This is a genomic window from Pedococcus sp. P2_D9, from assembly GCF_056404275.1.
In genome coordinates this window covers 209,121-226,638 of the sequence record NZ_JBFUEI010000001.1, presented here as the reverse complement: position 1 = coordinate 226,638, position 17,518 = coordinate 209,121, and the positions used below count along the sequence as shown (strand labels likewise).

The window sequence follows — 17,518 nt, the reverse complement described above, 5'->3', positions numbered from 1 at the left end:
ACTACCAGCGAGTAGCCTTTGTCACGCGCATATTGGCGCCAGTGCGAGAAATGAGCTGATTTTGGTGGGAGTTGTGCAGCAAACTGCGCCGTCCGAGGCCACTCGGGTGCGGCATGCCGCACGTCCGGGGCGATCGTTCGACCGGGGCGCCGGTGCCGTGATCGCTGCCTTCGTGGTCGCCAGCGCCCACCTGATCGTCCCGAGCGGCTACTACATCGACGACTTCCGGGCACAGGCCTACGCCGCGGGCCGAGGGCCGTGGCCGTTCATCGTCGAGAGCAACGCGACCCACCTCGCTCCCGGTGCCCGGACGATGGACTGGCTCCAGGCCCACTACTGGCCGCTCGAACGCCTGCCTGCCGTCCTGTTCACCCTGACGGTGTGCGCGCTGCTGGGCGTGGCGGTGTGGCGGCTGGTCAACCAGCTCGTCACCCGCCGCTCGGTGGCCCTCGTGGGACTCGGCCTGGCCCTCTTCGCTCCGTCGATCATCCCGGCCATCGCGTGGTACCGGCAGGCGCTCACCACCCTCACCGCACTCGTCCTGATCCTCGTGGCCATCGATGCGGGGCTGCGCTACCTTCGCGGCGGCTCGCGCACGTGGGCGTATGCCGCGTGGCTGGCGCACGCCGCAGGGTTGGCCTTCTCCGAGCGAACCCTGGTCGTCCCCGTGGTCCTCGTGACAGCCGGCCTCCTGCTGGTCCCCAGCACGACGTTCCGGCGCGCCCTGCCGCGGCAGGCCGTGGCCGTGGGGCCCATGATCGTCCTGAACCTCGCGTTCCTCGCGTTCTACGGCAGCGGCGACTTCGACCACGCTGGCGTGGGGACACCGAGCCTTGCCGGGTTCGCAGCCGCCATCGGACGGTCCCTCCTTCGCAACTCGATCCCGAGCCTGGTGGGCGGCCCGATCAGCTGGCGGCCCGGCGGTGAGAGCTACTCGTACGCGCAGACACCCCTGTGGCTCGCGATCGTCGGCTGCGCCGCCCTCGCCCTCCTCGTGGTGCTCGCCGTTCGCCACCGTCGCGAGGGACACGGCGGCACACCTGTGTGGCGACCCCTCCTGGTGGTGGCGGCGTACGTCGTGCCGATCTACTGCATGCTCTACGTCGGACGCATCGCGCGCGCCGAGGTCTCGTCCGTGGACGACCTCCGGCTGTTCCCGGACGTGGGCGTCTTCCTTGCCCTTGCGGTGGCAGTGCTGCTCGACGTCGCCGTCCGTCGCCCCCGACGCGCGACAGTCCGAGCCCTCGCGGCCGGCGCGATCGCTGCGACGGTGGCGTGCGGCCTGTCCTGGGTCGGCTTCGCCCACCGTTGGCACCAGAACTCGAGCCCCTCCTACGTGGAGGCGCTTCGCACCGACCTCACCAAGAACCTTTCCCCCGTGGTCGCGTCCCCTGTGCCTGTCACGATCGTGCCCAACTGGGTCCAACCCGACTTCTCGACGGCCGACCTGATCGCCATCCTGCGCCCCACCACGCGCACGTCCGTCTTCGACTCCGCAGCGCGCCTCGTCGGCCCCGACGGGCATCTCACGGACGGCCAGCTGAAACGGATCGCGGTGGCGCCGGACGAGCGGTCGGACTTCTGCAGGCACGCGTTGCCCGCCGGTCAGGAGAACGCAACGATCGACTTCACCGAGGCTGTCCCCTACTACAGGGGGGCGCTGCTGGAGCTCGGCGTTCTCGTGTCGGACACCACCTCCCTCACGGTGCGCGTCATCGCCGAGGACGGTTCGGTCTCGGCTCCGCGGCCCGGGGTCACGCCCGAGATGCAGCGAGGTCCCCACCGGCTGCTCCTGCCGGTCATGCCGGATGTCCGCGTGAAGAGCGTCCAGATCAGCCGAAGCCGTGCGAGCGCCGACGTGTGCGTCACGACCCTGCAGGTCGTCCAGCCTCCGGAGCCCCAGTGACCGCGACCGACGTTCCCACCGGCGCCGGCACCGGCGCTCCCCCAGAAGCCCCCTCTGACGTCACTGCTGATGGCAGGCGCACACGAGGCGCCGAGCACGCAGTGCACCACGTCCGAGAGCTCGAGGGTTTGCGTGCCCTCGCTGCGTTGGCGGTGGTCGTCACCCACGCGGGCTTCATGGCGGGGACCATCGGGCGGAACGTGCTGCCCGGTTTCGTTGCGCGCATGGACATCGGGGTCGCCCTCTTCTTCGTGCTGAGCGGCTTCCTCCTGTACCGGCCGTACGCCCGGTTCAACGCCGGCCTGGGCGTCTGGCCATCGCTGCGGACCTTCGCGCTGCGCCGGACGGCCCGCTTGGTCCCCGCGTGGCTGTGCGTCCTCGCGGCGACTCCGCTGCTCTGGGCAGAGGCGCGGCAAGCCCGCCTCACGACCTGGTTGGCCAACCTCGCCCAGCTCCAGGGGGTGAAGCAGTCGTGGGTCATGCCCGGACTCGCCCAGCTCTGGAGCCTGTCGACCGAGGTGATGTTCTACCTCGCGCTGCCAGGCCTGGCCTGGCTGGTCGCGCGGATCGTCCGACGACGCTCCCCCGGTCACGAGCTGGCCGCCATCGTCGGGATCATGCTGTTCGCCGAGGCATTCCGCGCCGTCGATGCCTGGGGTGGCCTGCCCGCGGGGTACACCTGGTTGCAGACGCTCCCTGCCACGCTCGACTGGTTCGGCTACGGCATGCTGCTGGCCTGTCTGACGGCTCGTCCCGGGCGCTGGTCGTCGGCCACCTCCACGATCCGCCGTTCGCCCGTCGCTCTCTGGGTGCTGGCGGCCTGCGTGATGTGGGTCCTGACGACCAGGCTCGCCGGACCCTACGACCTGTCGCAGGCCACGGTGTGGGAACAGACCTTCAAGCACCTCGGCTACGGCCTCTTCGCGTTCCTCGTGATCGCCCCGTCCGCGGTGGGTGGTGGAAACCCGTTGAGCGGGTTCCTCGGCAGTCGGGTGATGCGCTACCTCGGGCAGATCAGCTACGCGATCTTCCTGTGGCACATGCCCATCATGTTCGCCCTGCGGGAGGCCCGCGGCCTCACGCTGTTCGCGGGCCACTTCTGGTTCACCCTGATCGGCACCCTCGCGATCACCGTTCCCGTGGCCGCGGCGAGCTGGCACTTCGTCGAGCAACCGGCCCAGCGTTTCGTGCGCGACCGGACGGGCTGAGCCAGCTCAGACGCGGGAGCGGTGGTCGCCGGCGCGGTGGTCGCCAGCGCGGTGGTCCGGTCCCCGGTGCCGTCGCGCTGGCAGCAGCACCACACCCAGCACCACGGCGGTCAGAACCGCTGCAACGAGTCCGCGGTTGGTCGCGGCGGGCTCGGGCCAGGGTGCGGCGGCGCCCCACGTGGCCCACACTCCCAAGACCCCGACCAACGCCACGACCCCACGCCGTGGGCCGAGCCGGCGAACGGCGAAGCCGGCGAGGGCTCCCGCCAGCCCCCAAGGCCCAGCCAGTACCGCGAGGGCAGCGACGAGAGCGAGCGCACCGACGAGACCGGGCAGCCGGAGCTCGGGACCGAGCGCGAGGGAGAACCGTCTCCGACCCGTGACCGCCACGACCAGGACTCCCAGAGCGAGCAGGAGGCCGAGGCCCAGCGTGACCCGGAACGGAGTCTGCGGGCTGAACTCGAGCCGCAGGACGCCACGGTCAGCCGCAGGGACGATCCACCCCTGGGACCAGCCGTCCAGCGTCACCGATGACGCCTGCTTGGTGCCGAAGCGTGCTGTCCACCCGGGGTTGGCGTTCTCGCGCACCCGGACCACGGAGGGCTGGCTCAGGTCGGTCACCGTGATGGCACGGTCGGCGGGCGACCACCGGGAGGCCGTGACGGGCGACTGCGTCGCCGACGTCTCCGAGGCCCACAGCGAGAGGTTGCGCACTCCGAACTCCGCGGAGGCCAGCACCCTCAACCGCGAAACCCCCTGGTCGAGGCGGACCCGCTCGCAGACCCGGAGCCGAAGCGGGAGGCCCTGGATCAGGGCAGCACGTGACCCGGTCACCTCCGTGGGGTACTCGGTGCCGTTGACCTGCAGTCGTGGTCCGAAGCCGCAGGGCATCGCGACGTCGGTGCCCTCGAGGGGTGGCCAGGAGTCTCCGACCAGGTTGACGTCGCCGAGGACGATCGGAGCCGGCGCGTTGCGGCCATCCGAGCGAAGGGCGAGGTTGGTGCTCTTGATGACCCTGACCACCACGCTGGCCGCCTCGGTCTCGGGAATGACCACCGTGCCGCGTGCGGCATCCCCCTCCACGGTGCGGCGATAGGTCTGACCGCCGGCCGTCACGTCGACCTCGGTGATCCGCCGGCCGGTCACCGCGGGGTCGGTCTCGAAGCTTAGGCCACGAACCACCCGCTTGTGCGGGAAGCGCAGGGTGAGGCTGGGGCCGAACTGTGACGGCGACGAGGCCCAGAAGGTGGCGGGGTCGCCATCGATGGCCAGCTGCGGTGCGGTCGACGCACCCGGCACCCATGTGCTCGTGGCCGCGGCCCTGATGCCGTCAGGTCGGTCCAGGAGTCTGGCCGTCGCCGTGGCCGCACGCGGCACGACCGAGCCCGTGCCCTCCATGGTCGTGCCCGAGGGGACACTGAAGATGCGGCGCAGGTCGAGCTCGCCCTCACTCACCCGTGCCTTGTCGGGGCGGCAGTGCAGGACGTCGTGGAACCCCGGCACGCACGCGGGGACCCGGTCCGGCGAGGCCTGAAGGAGGACTCCGTCGATCGTGTCGGACGTCGGCTCGGGCAGGCGCAGCCAGCTCTCGACCCTGGGCAGCACTCCCACGCCGATGTCCCGCACGCGAACGGTCGGCTTGCCAGGACGGGTCTCGACCACGGCCATCCGGAACCTTGTCGTCGCACCGGGCTGCACCGAGAGCCGGACCACCGTACGTGCCGCCGCCGACCCACGCTCGGGCGAGCTGACCGGAGTTCTGACGGTTCCCGTGTCGGTGGTCACGGTCACTGCGGCGATGTCTGCACCGTCCTGCATGTCGAAGACCGCGTCGAGGTGATCCGGCAGCGTCACCGCCTGCTGCAGCTGGAGCTCGACGTACTGACCCGCAGGTTGGTAGCCGCGGCTCTCCCACATCGTGTCGAGGCTGGAGTCGAAGGCGCTGTCCGGTACCCGCGTCAGGTCGCGCACCTGACCCAGGTCGGGATAGGCCAACGATCCGGAGGCAGTGACCGAGCGCGCCCCCACGAGCTCCTTGACGGTCTGCTGGTCGACGAGCGAAGCGTCGTGGTACAGCCACGGCATCAACCAGTCGTGCGCCAGCCGTGGCGCCGGATAGGCCTCGGACGCCGCAAGCGGCGGGCCGTAGTTCCTGCGCACGGCGGCAAAGTTGGCCTCGCGGCGCTGCAACGTGTCGGTGAGGATCTGAGGCGCCTTCTCGAGCCCCGCCGTACGCAGCGACGCTCCGTCCGAGCTCAGGAGCACGGGCTGCTCCGCGTCGGGAAGCAGCACCGTGCCTTCCGGGCCTCCGGCCAGGACAGAGGTGGACTCGACCGGCTGGGTCCGTGTTGGCGCGATGCTGGTGTCGTCGGCGACGTCATAGATGACGATGGCCGGGATCGGCTGGTCCTGGCCTCCGTCGAAGGCCACCTCCGGGTTGAGGCTTCCTCCGAGCTCGGGGCCGAAGAAGGACACCGGTCGCGCCCCCGCCGACGCCAAGGCGGCCTGCACCACCATCGGTGCCGGCGCCCCCGTGACCCGGTAGGCCAGGTCCGAACGCAGCAGCACCCTGCTGATGCCCATGCGGACGAAGGCGTTGCGCAGCTCCACGCCGCCGAAACCCGACGCCACCCGAGCCTCGATGTCGTTGAGCATGCGAGTCGCCCCAGCGGAACCGAGCGGCACGGCGTCGCGCACGATCCAGGGGCTGGATGCGAGTGGCTGCAGCGCCTCGTCCCGGGGGTCACCCCAGTAGCTGGCCGGCGCGTTGGCTCCCGGGAGGACCAGGGTGCGTCCCGCGCTCGGGTGGTCCCCCAGCCAGTCGGCGGCCTGCTTCCAGTACCCCGGCACGGCCAGGAACTGCCCACGCTGGCTCACTCCCTGGAAGACCGGGGCAGCAGCCTGCGCCGCCACCGCCACCAGAACGACCGCGGTCACGACGTGCGGGATCCGGCCTCCGGCCCGACGCAGCATTCCCTCGAGACGCGGGAGCGCGTGCGCGATACCGATGCAGAGGACGACCCGGATGACCGGTTCGAACTTGTGCGTGTTCCGAAAGGGGGCGAGGGCGCCGTCCAGCAGGGTGGACAAGGACCCGGCGAACGGCCCGACCCCCGGGCCCACGTGGCCCAAGGTCACGAGCACCAGCCCGACGACGAGGCCACAACGGACGAAGAGCGACCAGGAGGCGCCGGCGCGCCAGACACCCAGGAGTCCGACCGCCACCAGCACGAGCCCGAGCCAGACGACGGGCTGTTGGGTCAGGATCTGCCATCCTGCCGGCCACTGCGGTCCACGAGCACCTGAGATGGCTGCGATCCACTGCGTCGTGCCACGCAGTGCTTCGGTGGTCGAGGCCCCCGACGTAGTCACAGCGCTCGACTCGATCCAGTCGAGGAAGGGCGGGCTGTAGCGCCCCAGCAGGAGCAGGGGCCCGATCCACCACGCGGACACCAGGACGACGAACAGCGACCACCACCCAGCCAGTCGCAGTCGTGCCCCCTTGGCGCGGGTGAGGATCCACAGCGCTGGCAGCGGGAGCAGCGCCAGGGCCGCCACCGCGTTGACCGCGCCCGCGGCGAGGAATGCCGCCGCCGACCGAGCCGCAACCACGCGTTCGTCCCCCCGGCGTGCACCGACGAGGGGCAGCAGCACCCACGGCGCCACCGCCATCGGCCAGATCTCCGAGCTGATGGCGCCCAGACCCTCCAGCATCCGTGGTGCCAACGCGTAGGCGAAGGCCGCGAGCATCCGGGACGTGCCGGTCCCGATGGCCAGCCTCACCAGCAGCAGGCGCATCCCGTGGAAGGCCACGAGCAGCAGCAGGCACCACCACAGCCTCTGGACCACCCACGGTGGCGCTCCCAGCTGGTGCCACAACCAGAAGAACGGCCCCATGGGGAACAGATAGCCGTACGCCTGGTTCTGCAGCTGTCCGGCGGCGGCCTGGGGGTCCCACAGGGTGAAGGCTCGGGCCAGCAGTGCTCCCGGAGCCTGGGTGAGGTCGAGCTTGGTGTCACCCGCGGTCCACCGCGGCGCCTGGGTGAAGGCGAAGGCGACCAGAACGGCCGACTGGGCGATCAGGTTGAGAGTGTCGCGTCCCCGCTCGACGGCATGTCGGTCGGCCATCATCCGCCCACGCGTTGCACGACGATGACGCTGTTCCAGCACGCCACCTCGCGCAGCCCGGGGACACGGATGACCCACTTCGCCCAGGACGGGTGGTACCGAGGCAGCACTTCGACCACCCGCACGGCCCCCGTCGACTCGACCGCGTTCAGCCAACGCATCATCCGCCCGACCGAGCAGGCGAACAGGGAACGACCGAAGTCGTTCTTGGGGCGCTTGCCGTGCTTCGCGGCATACCGGTCGGCGGCGCGCCGACCCCCCAGGTAGTGCCACGGTGCCGTCTCGTGGCCGCCCCAGGGCGACAGCCACGGGGTCCACGACAGCACCATGAGGCCGCCCGGTTGCAGGATCCGCAGCATCTCGTCCGCCATCGCCTCCGGTTCCGGCACGTGCTCGAGCACGTTGCTCGAGTACGCGACCGTCACCGAGCCATCGGCGAAGGGCAGGGCAAGGCCCGAGCCCCGCACCGCGTTGGCCCCCACCTGGCCCCGGGCCGTCAGCTCGCCCACGTCCGGTTCGACACCGGCATACCCTGCACCGGCCGCGACGAAGGCGTCGGCGAAGTAGCCCGGTCCCCCACCGATGTCGACCACGGTGGCGCCCTCGAGCGTCGTCCACCGGCGCACCTCGGCGACCGAGTCGACGGCGAGGGTCGAGTAGAAGCGGTCGGGATCGGTCTGCTCCACCAGGAAGGCCCGGAACAGCTCCAGCGAGCGCCGCAGGGACCCCCTCGGCAGCTCAGGCGCAGCCGGATTTCCCATCTCGATCACGGGGTGAACCCTAATGCCGCTACGGTTACTCATGAGTCAACTTAGCCAATCTCCGGACGTGTGAGGATCGCAACAGGTGCGTATCGCCCTTCTCAGCTGGCGCGACTTCACGCACCCTGAGGGCGGCGGCGCGGAGCACTACCTCGAAACCGTCGGGCAGCACCTGGCCGCGCGCGGCCACGAAGTCACCATCTACTGCGCCGCCCACGGAGACGCTTCGCCGCGAGAGACCATCCGCGGCGTGACCTACCGCCGCCAGGGCGGCCGACTGAGTGTGTATGCCGCGGCCATGCGGGCGCTGCGCCGCGACGAGCGGGCAGACGGCCCGTACGACGCGGTGGTGGACACCCAGAACGGCATTCCCTTCTTCTCTGCCTGGGGCACCCGCAGCCCGCTCGTCGTGCTGGTCCACCACGTGCACCGGGAGCAGTGGCCGGTGGTCTTCGGTCCGCTCGCGGCCCGGATCGGCTGGTTCATCGAGTCGAGAGTGGCCCCTCGTGCCTATCGCACGAGGCAGTACGTCGCCGTGTCCGGCAAGACGCGGGACGAGCTCGTCGAGCTGAGGGTGGATCGTGAGCGCATCGCCGTCATCCACAACGGCACCGATGCGCCACGTTCGCTCGGTGTCGCGCGCGCCGACCGACCGACGATCGTGGTCCTCGGGCGGCTGGTGCCGCACAAGCGCGTCGAGCATGCCATCGACGTGGTCGCCCGCCTCCGACCGACGCATCCCGGGCTCCAGCTGCGCGTCATCGGCCACGGGTGGTGGCACGACCGTATCGCCGAGCACGCTCACGAGTCCGGCGTCGAGGACGACGTGTCCTTGCTCGGCTTCGTCGACGAGGAGACCAAGCACGCCGAACTGGCGGCGGCGTGGCTCGCCCTCGCCCCCAGCGTCAAGGAGGGCTGGGGGCTGTGTGTCGTGGAGGCGGCCAGCCACGGCGTCCCGACCATCGCCTACGACGATGCCGGCGGCCTGTCGGAGTCCATCGTCGACGGCCGCACCGGAGTGCTGGTCGAGGACCTGGACGCCATGACGCACGAGGTGTCGGAACTGCTTGCCGATCGAGTCCGCCGGGAGCAGATGGGGCAGCACGCCCGCGACTACGCCCAGCAGTTCACCTGGACGGGAACGGCTGAGTACTGGGAGCGACTCCTGACCCACGTGGCACAGAGAAGGGCGCCGATCGCGATGACCGACGCCCGTTCCCAGGCAGTAGAGGGCTGGTCAGCGGTGGCTGATCAGCCGCCGTAGGGAATGATCTGGGCGGGGTCGACGATGTCTTTCTGACCCGACTGGACCGCGGCGCTGTCGCCAGGACCCTGCGTGTTCACCACGGTGATCACAGCGGCGGCGGCGGCGCCCCCACCGAGCACGAGGCTGAGCAGCGTGACGGCAACGGCTGACGAAACCTCGCCACGCTCGTTTGGACGGAAAAACTTCATGCTCCAGGGCCTCCCCGGCTAGTGGTGTCCCGCGAATGTTACCGGCTGGTTGCCTTTTTCGTGCAATCCTCCGAGATTCGCGCCTCGCGGGCGTGTCACCACGCCCAGACTGCGAAGTTCGCCGAGTCCTGCACGACGCGCATTCCGGTAGGCCGCGAGGGTGCCCCACCGGGCGTTCCCTTCCAGATCACCACGGCTGCCACTCCCTGCGCGCGGAGGTCTGCGACGTCGACCCGGCCAGCCTGCCACCCGGCCACCACGGCGGGATCGTCATCCACCGTGATCCGCCTGGCGTCTCGCACCACGGTGAGCTGGTGTGCCGTCAGCACCCGCCCGGGCAAGGCTCTCGGCAGCGGGTCGAGGAAGGGCCGCCCGCCGGCCCAGGACACCGCCCTGAACGGCTGCCAGGGCAGGACGGCCACCGTTCCACTGCCCGCGGCCGCAACTGCCGCGCTCACCATGGGCTGCCAGTCTGCCGGCATCGTGACCGGCCGGTATGCGGTGTGCACGGCCTTGGGCAGGTCCGGCGCCGACAGCACAGCGAGGCTCGCCACCACCACGGCAGCCGTGGCCGAGACCAGCCGGCCCGGTGCCTGACGACCACGGCGCCGGAGCAGGTGGCCCAGCTCAGCCACCGCCATGGCGAGGAGCACCGCTGCGGCCAGCGCGCTGAGCCCCAGCCAGCGATGAGTGTCGCGACCGATGGCCACGCCCGGGACGGCCTGAAGGGAGGTGAACAGGGACAGGCCCGGGCCTGTCGAGAGCAGCCACGCGGTCAGCGGTGGCACCAGCCATCCGAGGGCGAGGCCGAGCGCCAAGCCAGGACGACCCCGACGGTGCAGGGTGAGGACGCCTGCCCCGGCGGCGACCAGGACGAGGCAGGACGCGACCACGGACGTCAGCTCGGTGCGCGAGGCCGGCTGGGCACCTGATGCCCAGACGCCGCCCAGGGTCATGGCCGAGCCGAGGACGCCCAGTGGAGAGTCTGCCGCGAGCGCGAAAGCGCGAGCGCCATCGGGATCGGCGCCACCCGAGCCGTGCGCGAGTGCCGGGACCACCCACGGCAGGCACCAGGCGGTGACCACCAGGACGCACCCGACGAGCCACGCCCCGCTGCGGCGGTRGGCAACCGCGGCCGACGAGCCCAGCACGGTGGCACCGGCCACGAGCGCACCCCACGGCGTCAGGGCCGCAGGCAGTCCGGCCAGGGCGACGAGCAGCAACGACTTCAACGGCGCGGACCTCGAGAGCACCACGGCGACGAGCCACGGCGTCATCGAGTAGGCGAGCAAGGTCGGCGGCTGCCCGATGAGCAGGCGCTCGGCGACGTAGGGGTTCCACATCGCCAGGACTGCGCCCGTCACCATCGCGGCCAGCCCCCACCGTCGCAGCAGGAGGGCCGTCCCGAGCCCCGCCATGAAGACCGCACCCGTCAGCATCGCCTGCTGTTGCACCCCCGTCGGCACCACTCCGGACAGGGCTGTCATCACCGCGTCGAGCGGGACCGCCCGGGGTGCCTGACCCCCGCCCCACGTCGTGGGACTCCACACGGGTCGCGGCACGCTCACGAAGTCGCGGTACAGGTAGAGGCCCTGGCCAAGCGACCGACCGCACACCACGGCCGTGACCACCAGTGATACCAGCGCCGCCACGGCTAGGTCGCGCGCGCCGCTGTGAGAGCCCGCTGCACTGTCGCGCAGCCCGCGGCGGGCAGCCGCGACCGGAGCCGGCATCTCGGAGCCGCTCAGTGGGCGGCGTCGTGCCAGGAGCGGCCGACCCCGACACTGACGTCGAGCGGCACGTCCATCTCGATGGCGCCGCCCATCTCGCGGCGGACCAACGCCTCCACGTCGGCCGCCTCACCGGGCGCGATCTCGAGGACCAGCTCGTCGTGCACCTGGAGCAGCTGACGCGACTGCGCGCCGGACTCCTTGAGCGCGGCCTCGACGCGCAGCATCGCCAGCTTGATGATGTCGGCGGCCGATCCCTGGATGGGCGCGTTGAGCGCCATCCGCTCGGCCATCTCACGGCGCTGCCTGTTGTCGCTGGTCAGGTCGGGCAGGTATCGCCGGCGGCCCAGCATGGTCTCGGTGTAACCCGTCCCGCGCGCCTCGGCGACCACCGAGTCGAGGTAGTCCTTCACCCCCCCGAACCGGGCGAAGTACTCGTCCATCAGACCCTGCGCCTCGCCGGTCGAGATGGTGAGCTGTTTGGACAGGCCGAACGCCGACAACCCGTAGGCCAGGCCGTAGGACATCGCCTTGACCTTGGAGCGCATCGCCGAGGTGACGTCCTCAGGGTCGACGGAGAACACGCGCGACCCGACGAACCGGTGCAGGTCCTCCCCCGACCGGAACGCCTCGATCAGGCCCTCGTCACCGGAGAGGTGGGCCATGATCCGCATCTCGATCTGGCTGTAGTCGGCCGACATGAGGGACTCGTAGCCCTCGCCCACGATGAAGACCTCGCGGATCCGGCGTCCCTCGTCGGTGCGGATCGGGATGTTCTGCAGGTTGGGGTCGGTCGACGAGAGGCGGCCGGTCGCCGCGATCGTCTGCTGGTAGGTCGTGTGGATGCGCCCGTCCTCGGCCACCGACTTGAGCAGGCCCTCGACCGTGACGCGCAGGCGCGAGGCGTCACGATGCCGCAGCAGCGCCTCGAGGAAAGGGTGCTCGGTCTTGGCGAACAGGTCGGTCAGAGCATCGGCATCGGTCGTGTAGCCGGTCTTCGTGCGCCGTGTCTTGGGCAGGCCCAGGGTTTCGAACAGCACCACCTGGAGCTGCTTGGGCGAACCGAGGTTGATCTGGTCTCCACCGATGGCGTCGTAGGCATCGCCCTGCGCCTCGCGCACCTTCGCCGCGAAGTCGGCCTCCAGCCCGGTCATCACCTCGACGTCGGCCGCGATGCCGGTGCGCTCCATGCCAGCGAGCACCTGCTCGAGGGGTAGCTCCACGTCCTGCTGGAGCGAGGTGCCGCCGGTGGCCTCGAGCTGCTCGGCCAGCGACCCTGCGAGGTCGAGCACGGCGCGGGCACGGACCATGGCATCCTGCGCGCCGGCGTCGCCCTCGTCACCGAAGTCGAGCAGACCCTGCCCGGAGGTGTCCGCCTCGGCCCGCAGCTCACGGCCGAGATGGCGCAGCACGAGGTCGGCCAGGTCGTAGGAGCGCTGGTCGGGTCGCACCAGGTAGGCGGCCAGCGCGGTGTCGGTCGTGATCCCCTCGACGCTCCAGCCCCGCGCCGCCAGCGCGAGCAGGGGTCCCTTGGCGTCGTGCAGCACCTTGGGACGCTGCGCGTCGGCGAGCCAGGCACCGACGGCCGCCTCCCCCGCCGGGTCCAGCGCGGTCAGGTCGACGTAGGCCGCGGCGTCGCCGTCGGTGGCCAGCGCCAGGGCGGTCGCGTCCCCGGTGCCACGACCCCACTGGCCGACGAGGTGCACGCCCACTGTGGCGCCGGGCGCGGCATACTCCTGCAGCCACCCCGCCACCTCGTCGGGCGCGAGCAGCGCGCCGTCGAGGTCGAACCCGTGGTCAGCCTCCTCCTGGGGAGCGTCGAGGTACTCGAATAGGCGGTCGCGAAGGACGCGGAACTCCAGGCTGTCGAACACCGCGTGCACCTGCTCGCGGTCCCAGTTCTGGCGCTCGAGGTCGGCGATGGTCAGGGGCACGTCGAGGTCACGGACGAGCTGGTTGAGGCGCCGGTTGCGCAGCACGCCGTCAAGGTGCTCGCGCAGGGACTCACCCGCCTTGCCCTTGATCTCGTCGACGTGGGCGACCACCCCGGTGAGGTCGCCGTACTGGCCGATCCACTTGGCCGCCGTCTTGGGGCCGACCCCCGGGACGCCCGGCAGGTTGTCGGAGGACTCACCGACGAGCGCCGCGAGGTCGGAGTAGCGCTCGGGCAGCACGCCGTACTTGGTCTCCACCGCGGCCGGGGTCATCCGGGCAAGCTCGGAGACGCCCTTGACGGGGTAGAGCACGGTGCTGGTGTCCGTGACCAGCTGGAACGAGTCGCGGTCGCCCGAGCAGATCAGCACCTCCATCCCCTCGGCCAGCGCCTGGGTGGTGAGGGTGGCGAGCACGTCGTCGGCCTCGTAGCCGTCGACCTCGACGTAGCGGATGCGCAGGGCGTCGAGGACCTCGTGCAGCAGCGAGACCTGACCCTTGAACTCGCTCGGGGTCGCCGAGCGGCCGGCCTTGTAGTCGGCGTACTGCTCGGTGCGGAAGGTCTGCCGGGACACGTCGAACGCCACCGCGAGGTGAGTCGGCTGCTCGTCACGCATGACGTTGATCAGCATCGAGGTGAACCCGTAGACAGCGTTGGTGTGCTGGCCCGTGCTCGTCGAGAAGTTCTCGGCCGGCAGGGCGAAGAACGCCCGGTAGGCGAGGGAATGACCGTCGAGGAGCAGGAGGCGACTCACGCATGGCAGCCTATTGGTTATGAGTGACACCCCCATGACCGACCGCACCGCCGTCGCCGACTCCAGGGCCACGACCGACGACTTCACCGCCGCGCTCGAGGCGATGCAGGCCCTCAACCCGAACTCCCTGCTGCACCGCATGGAGATCGAGGTCCTCGAGGCCACACCGCAGCGCCTCGTCGCGCGAATGCCGGTGGAGGGCAACACCCAGCCCTACGGCCTGCTGCACGGTGGCGCCTCGGTGGTCCTCGCCGAGACGCTGGGCTCGATCGGCGCCGCGCTGCATGCTGGCCCGGACAGGATCGCCGTGGGCCTCGACATCAACGCGACCCACCACCGCGCCGCCCGATCAGGTTTCGTCACGGGGACGGCGACGGCGCTGTCGCTCGGCGGCACCCTCGCGTGCTACGAGGTGGTCGTCACCGACGACCAGGACAAGCGGATCTGCACCTGCCGGATCACCTGCCTGCTGCGCGACGGCGCACCGGGCGCCTGAGCGCCCGAGCGCCCGAACGCCCGAACTCCTGAGTCTCAGCCCGCGAGGCGGCTGTCGGAGCCGGCGGATGCGGTGGCCCGCGCCCGCAGCGACCGCCGACGGTGCAGCAACGCCTCGATCGAGTGGTGCCTGGGCTCGTCCTGGCCGAGTCGGCGACGCAGTGCGGCGACGCTCGTGACCCGGCGCACCACCTGGGACGAGAAGCCGAGCCGGGCGAAGAAGCGGTTGGCCTCGCGGTGTTGGGCCGGCACGTTGCAGCCGATCTGGTCGCAGCCGCGCGAGTCGGCATACAGGGTGACGGCGGTCATCAGCTGACGAGCCACACCGTGCTTGCGCGCCTCGGGCACGACATAGAGCTGGTCGATGGTGACGCACGGAGTGTCGGTGAGCGACGAGAAAGGGCTCGTGGCGGCGACGGCGAAACCGACCGCGCGACCGTCGGACGTGGCGAGGTAGGCCCGGACGTCCTCACGGTGCAGGGCCGTCGCCACCCGTCCCTCGGAGGCGGCGCGCGCGGCGACCTCAGGGCCGACGCCGGCCTCGACGCGGGACGACAACCACAGCTCGGTGAACGTGCGCTCCTCGTCCGCGGAGACACGCCTGACAGAGATCGCTGGACGGCTCACCGGGGTTCCTCCATCGTCGGTCTGGCACTGCTCACCACTGCAGACGGCTCCCCCGACGGCCGCGGTCCCTCGAAAGGCGACCGACTCTGGACTCTAGGCCCATTGGCGGGCCTTCGTGAAGGGTTCAACAACTTTCGTGCGTCAACTCCGTGCGACGCCGGTGTTCCGCGCCGGTCCGGGTGCAGCGTCCTCACAGGGCACGCTCGAAGACGTAGTCGTTCTCGTAGCGGGCCCCCACGAGGAACCGCTTGGTCCCGACCCTGGCGAAGCCGCTCTTGCCGTAGAACTTCTGGGCGCGCTCGTTCTCCTGGTTGACCCCCAGCCACACCCCGACCGCACCCCGTGCCCGCGCGGCGTCCATGGCAGCCTGCATCAACAGCCGGCTCGTGCCGGCACCGTGGTGGTCGGGCAGGACGTAGATCTTGCTCAGCTCTGCCGTCGGTCGCAGCGTGAGGGCGGCTCGCGCGTCCGGATCCGTGGGCTCACCGTTCACCACCATCGCGTACCCCGTCACCGTGTCACCGTCGACGGAGACGAACAGGTCGCGGTGCGGGTCGGCGAGGTAGCCCTCGAAACAGTCCTGCGACAGCACGTTCGCGATGAACGTGTCGATCGCCTGCTGCGTCGTGTGCGGCGGACAGGCCAGCGCAAACGTCGCTGCTGCCACCTCGGCCAGCACCCCGGAGTCGGCCGGATCCGCCCGGCGTACCTCCACGTCCACGGTCAGGCCTTGTCCATCCCGGCCACGACGGCCTCGGCGACCTCGCGCATGCCGAGGCGCCGGTCCATCGCCGTCTTCTGGATCCAGCGGAACGCCTCGGCCTCGGTGATCTTGAGCTTCTTCATGAGCACACCCTTGGCGCGGTCGACCGACTTGCGGGTCTCCAGCCGCTCGCCCAGGTCGGAGATCTCCTGTTCGAGCGCCTTGACCTCGGTCCAGCGGTGCCGCGCGATGTCGATGGCAGGCGAGAGGTCGGAGGCGGTGAACGGCTTCACGATGTAGGCCATCACGCCCGCGTCACGGGCCCGTTCGACGAGCTCGGTCTGGCTGAATGCGGTGAGCATGACGACCGGACAGATGCGAGCGGCCCCGATCTGCTCTGCTGCCGTGATGCCGTCCATGACCGGCATCTTGACGTCCATGATGACCAGGTCAGGGGTCAGCTCGGTGGCCATCTCGACGGCCTGCTCACCGTTGCTGGCCTGCCCGACCACCTCGTAGCCGGCCTCGACGAGCATCTCGGCCAGGTCGAGGCGGATGAGGGCTTCGTCCTCCGCCACCAGGATGCGGGTGGGTGCGGAAGGCGGGGGGCTCGCGGTTTCGGTCTGGCTCACGGAGAAAGCCTAGGGGACTCGCGTTAACGGCACGTTGCGGGAGGCGCCGCCGCCGTTTTGTCGAGGATTGGTATGCCGCGTGCCGGCCTGCGCGATGCGGTCCTCGCCCGGACGCTACCCGCTCTGGTTTGAGACGCGGCGAGGGGCGATGATGGAGACGACCCCGGCGGTGCCCGGGTGTCCCCGTCCGCTGCGGTCCGGCTGCCGGAGGCATGGCAGTTGGAGGACGGAGTGGCTGAGACAGCCCGTCCACGTCGCCGTGCCCGGCGCCCTCCCCATCCCCGGCGCCGACCGACCTCTGCGTCGATGCGCGTGGTGTGGATGCTCGTGGCATTCCTGGGCGGCGGCCTCCTGGGGCTCTTCCTCGTGCTCCCTCGCACCCGTTCGCTGCGCCCGCGCCGCGTCCTCGCCTGTGACCTGTGCCAGGCCCGGCATCGACGGCTGCTCGGCGTGACCATGGTCCTGGCGCTCCTCGCGGTCGCTGGGTTCGGGCTGCGGGTCTCCCAGCGGGCGCGTGAGCTCCCCGCCTGCGCCGCCGACACCTCGATCGCGGAAGGGCGTCGGGTCATCGACCCGCGCGCTCCGAGGCCGCCGCCACTGTGGTCGACGGTCCGCTCCGCCATGACGGCTCCCGTGAGCGGGCTTGCACTGGGGTTCGCGGAAGTCCGTGGGCAAGGCCTGTGCAGCGTCGGTGACCCGCCCATCACGCTGGCGTTCGTGCCGCAGGCAGGGGAGCACATGGGAAGCATGGTCGGCGAGGTGTTCCTGGCCTCCCCGGTGCCGCGCATCAACGCCGTGCGGGCCCGCGGCGTCGCCGAACACGAGTCACGTCACGTCGACCAGTGGGCCGTGTGCACCATCGTCGGCGGGATCAGCCTGCTGCCGGTGCTCTACCTCGTCGACGAGACCCTGTACCCGGGCTCGGAGAACCACTTCGAACAGGCTGCGGGTCTGTTCGACGGCGCGTATCCCCCACCGCCCGTCCCGCCGCGAGGACCCCAGGGCTGGGCCATCGCTCTCTGGGTCGGGGTCCTCCTGCTCCTGACTCGCCGTCGCATCCGCTGGGCGGTCCGGACGGTCGTCAGGCGAGGCAGCGACCCCGACCCCCGCCGGTGCGCCGTCCACACGACCGGCTGGAGATAGCCGTCCGACGTCATCCCCTCGCTGGGGCGCCGACAGGGGGCGA

13 protein-coding genes are annotated in these 17,518 nt (G+C 70.8%); 5 read left to right on the top strand and 8 right to left on the bottom strand.

Annotated features, from left to right (window positions below):
• Positions 1-157: 157 nt before the first annotated feature.
• Both AC1DXJ_RS01055 and AC1DXJ_RS01050 read left to right on the top strand, forming a co-directional pair.
• The gene (locus AC1DXJ_RS01055) at positions 158-1,906 is read left to right on the top strand and encodes a hypothetical protein (RefSeq protein ID WP_477636185.1); all 1,749 of its coding nucleotides are present in this window, start codon (positions 158-160) and stop codon (positions 1,904-1,906) included.
• On the top strand, positions 1,903-3,114 hold the full coding sequence (locus AC1DXJ_RS01050; RefSeq protein ID WP_477612783.1) for an acyltransferase family protein: 1,212 nt from the start codon (positions 1,903-1,905) through the stop codon (positions 3,112-3,114). The genes AC1DXJ_RS01055 and AC1DXJ_RS01050 overlap by 4 nt, the downstream gene beginning before the upstream one ends.
• Positions 3,115-3,120: 6 nt before the next feature.
• On the opposite strand, the gene AC1DXJ_RS01045 is transcribed toward AC1DXJ_RS01050, so the two are convergent.
• Both AC1DXJ_RS01045 and AC1DXJ_RS01040 read right to left on the bottom strand, forming a co-directional pair.
• Positions 3,121-7,245, bottom strand: coding sequence for an alpha-(1->3)-arabinofuranosyltransferase domain-containing protein (locus AC1DXJ_RS01045; RefSeq protein WP_477612782.1), 4,125 nt, complete (start codon positions 7,243-7,245; stop codon positions 3,121-3,123).
• A complete protein-coding gene (locus AC1DXJ_RS01040) occupies positions 7,242-8,003 on the bottom strand; it encodes a class I SAM-dependent methyltransferase (RefSeq protein WP_477613416.1) in 762 nt (253 codons plus the stop codon). Before AC1DXJ_RS01040 ends, AC1DXJ_RS01045 begins: the two co-directional genes overlap by 4 nt.
• 85 nt (positions 8,004-8,088) lie before the next feature.
• On the opposite strand from AC1DXJ_RS01040, the gene AC1DXJ_RS01035 reads away from it, so the two are divergent.
• A complete protein-coding gene (locus AC1DXJ_RS01035) occupies positions 8,089-9,267 on the top strand; it encodes a glycosyltransferase family 4 protein (protein ID WP_477612781.1) in 1,179 nt (392 codons plus the stop codon).
• Here the strand turns inward: AC1DXJ_RS01035 and AC1DXJ_RS01030 are convergent.
• The 3 genes from AC1DXJ_RS01030 to polA form a co-directional block, all read right to left on the bottom strand.
• Positions 9,255-9,458 carry a hypothetical protein gene (locus tag AC1DXJ_RS01030; protein WP_477612780.1) on the bottom strand — a complete coding sequence of 68 codons (204 nt, stop codon included), beginning with the start codon at positions 9,456-9,458 and terminating at the stop codon, positions 9,255-9,257. The genes AC1DXJ_RS01035 and AC1DXJ_RS01030 overlap by 13 nt on opposite strands.
• Before the next feature lie 95 nt (positions 9,459-9,553).
• On the bottom strand, positions 9,554-11,191 hold the full coding sequence (locus AC1DXJ_RS01025; RefSeq protein WP_477636184.1) for an MmpA family trehalose lipid delivery protein: 1,638 nt from the start codon (positions 11,189-11,191) through the stop codon (positions 9,554-9,556).
• 11 nt (positions 11,192-11,202) lie between these two features.
• Positions 11,203-13,875, bottom strand: coding sequence for a DNA polymerase I (gene polA / locus AC1DXJ_RS01020; RefSeq protein ID WP_477636183.1), 2,673 nt, complete (start codon positions 13,873-13,875; stop codon positions 11,203-11,205).
• 103 nt (positions 13,876-13,978) lie between these two features.
• Here polA and AC1DXJ_RS01015 point away from each other — a divergent pair, with 103 nt between their 5' ends.
• Positions 13,979-14,371 (top strand): PaaI family thioesterase, encoded by a 393-nt coding sequence (locus AC1DXJ_RS01015; protein WP_477613415.1) that lies wholly within the window; start codon positions 13,979-13,981, stop codon positions 14,369-14,371.
• Positions 14,372-14,406: 35 nt separating this feature from the next.
• On the opposite strand, the gene AC1DXJ_RS01010 is transcribed toward AC1DXJ_RS01015, so the two are convergent.
• From AC1DXJ_RS01010 to AC1DXJ_RS01000, 3 genes are all read right to left on the bottom strand, one after another.
• Positions 14,407-14,997, bottom strand: coding sequence for a GNAT family N-acetyltransferase (locus tag AC1DXJ_RS01010; protein WP_477612777.1), 591 nt, complete (start codon positions 14,995-14,997; stop codon positions 14,407-14,409).
• Between the two features lie 190 nt (positions 14,998-15,187).
• The gene (locus tag AC1DXJ_RS01005) at positions 15,188-15,718 is read right to left on the bottom strand and encodes an N-acetyltransferase family protein (RefSeq protein WP_477636182.1); all 531 of its coding nucleotides are present in this window, start codon (positions 15,716-15,718) and stop codon (positions 15,188-15,190) included.
• Positions 15,719-15,720: 2 nt separating this feature from the next.
• Positions 15,721-16,332, bottom strand: coding sequence for an ANTAR domain-containing response regulator (locus AC1DXJ_RS01000; RefSeq protein ID WP_477612775.1), 612 nt, complete (start codon positions 16,330-16,332; stop codon positions 15,721-15,723).
• A gap of 327 nt (positions 16,333-16,659) precedes the next feature.
• On the opposite strand from AC1DXJ_RS01000, the gene AC1DXJ_RS00995 reads away from it, so the two are divergent.
• A complete protein-coding gene (locus AC1DXJ_RS00995) occupies positions 16,660-17,475 on the top strand; it encodes a hypothetical protein (protein WP_477612774.1) in 816 nt (271 codons plus the stop codon).
• The last annotated feature ends 43 nt before the right edge of the window (positions 17,476-17,518 follow it).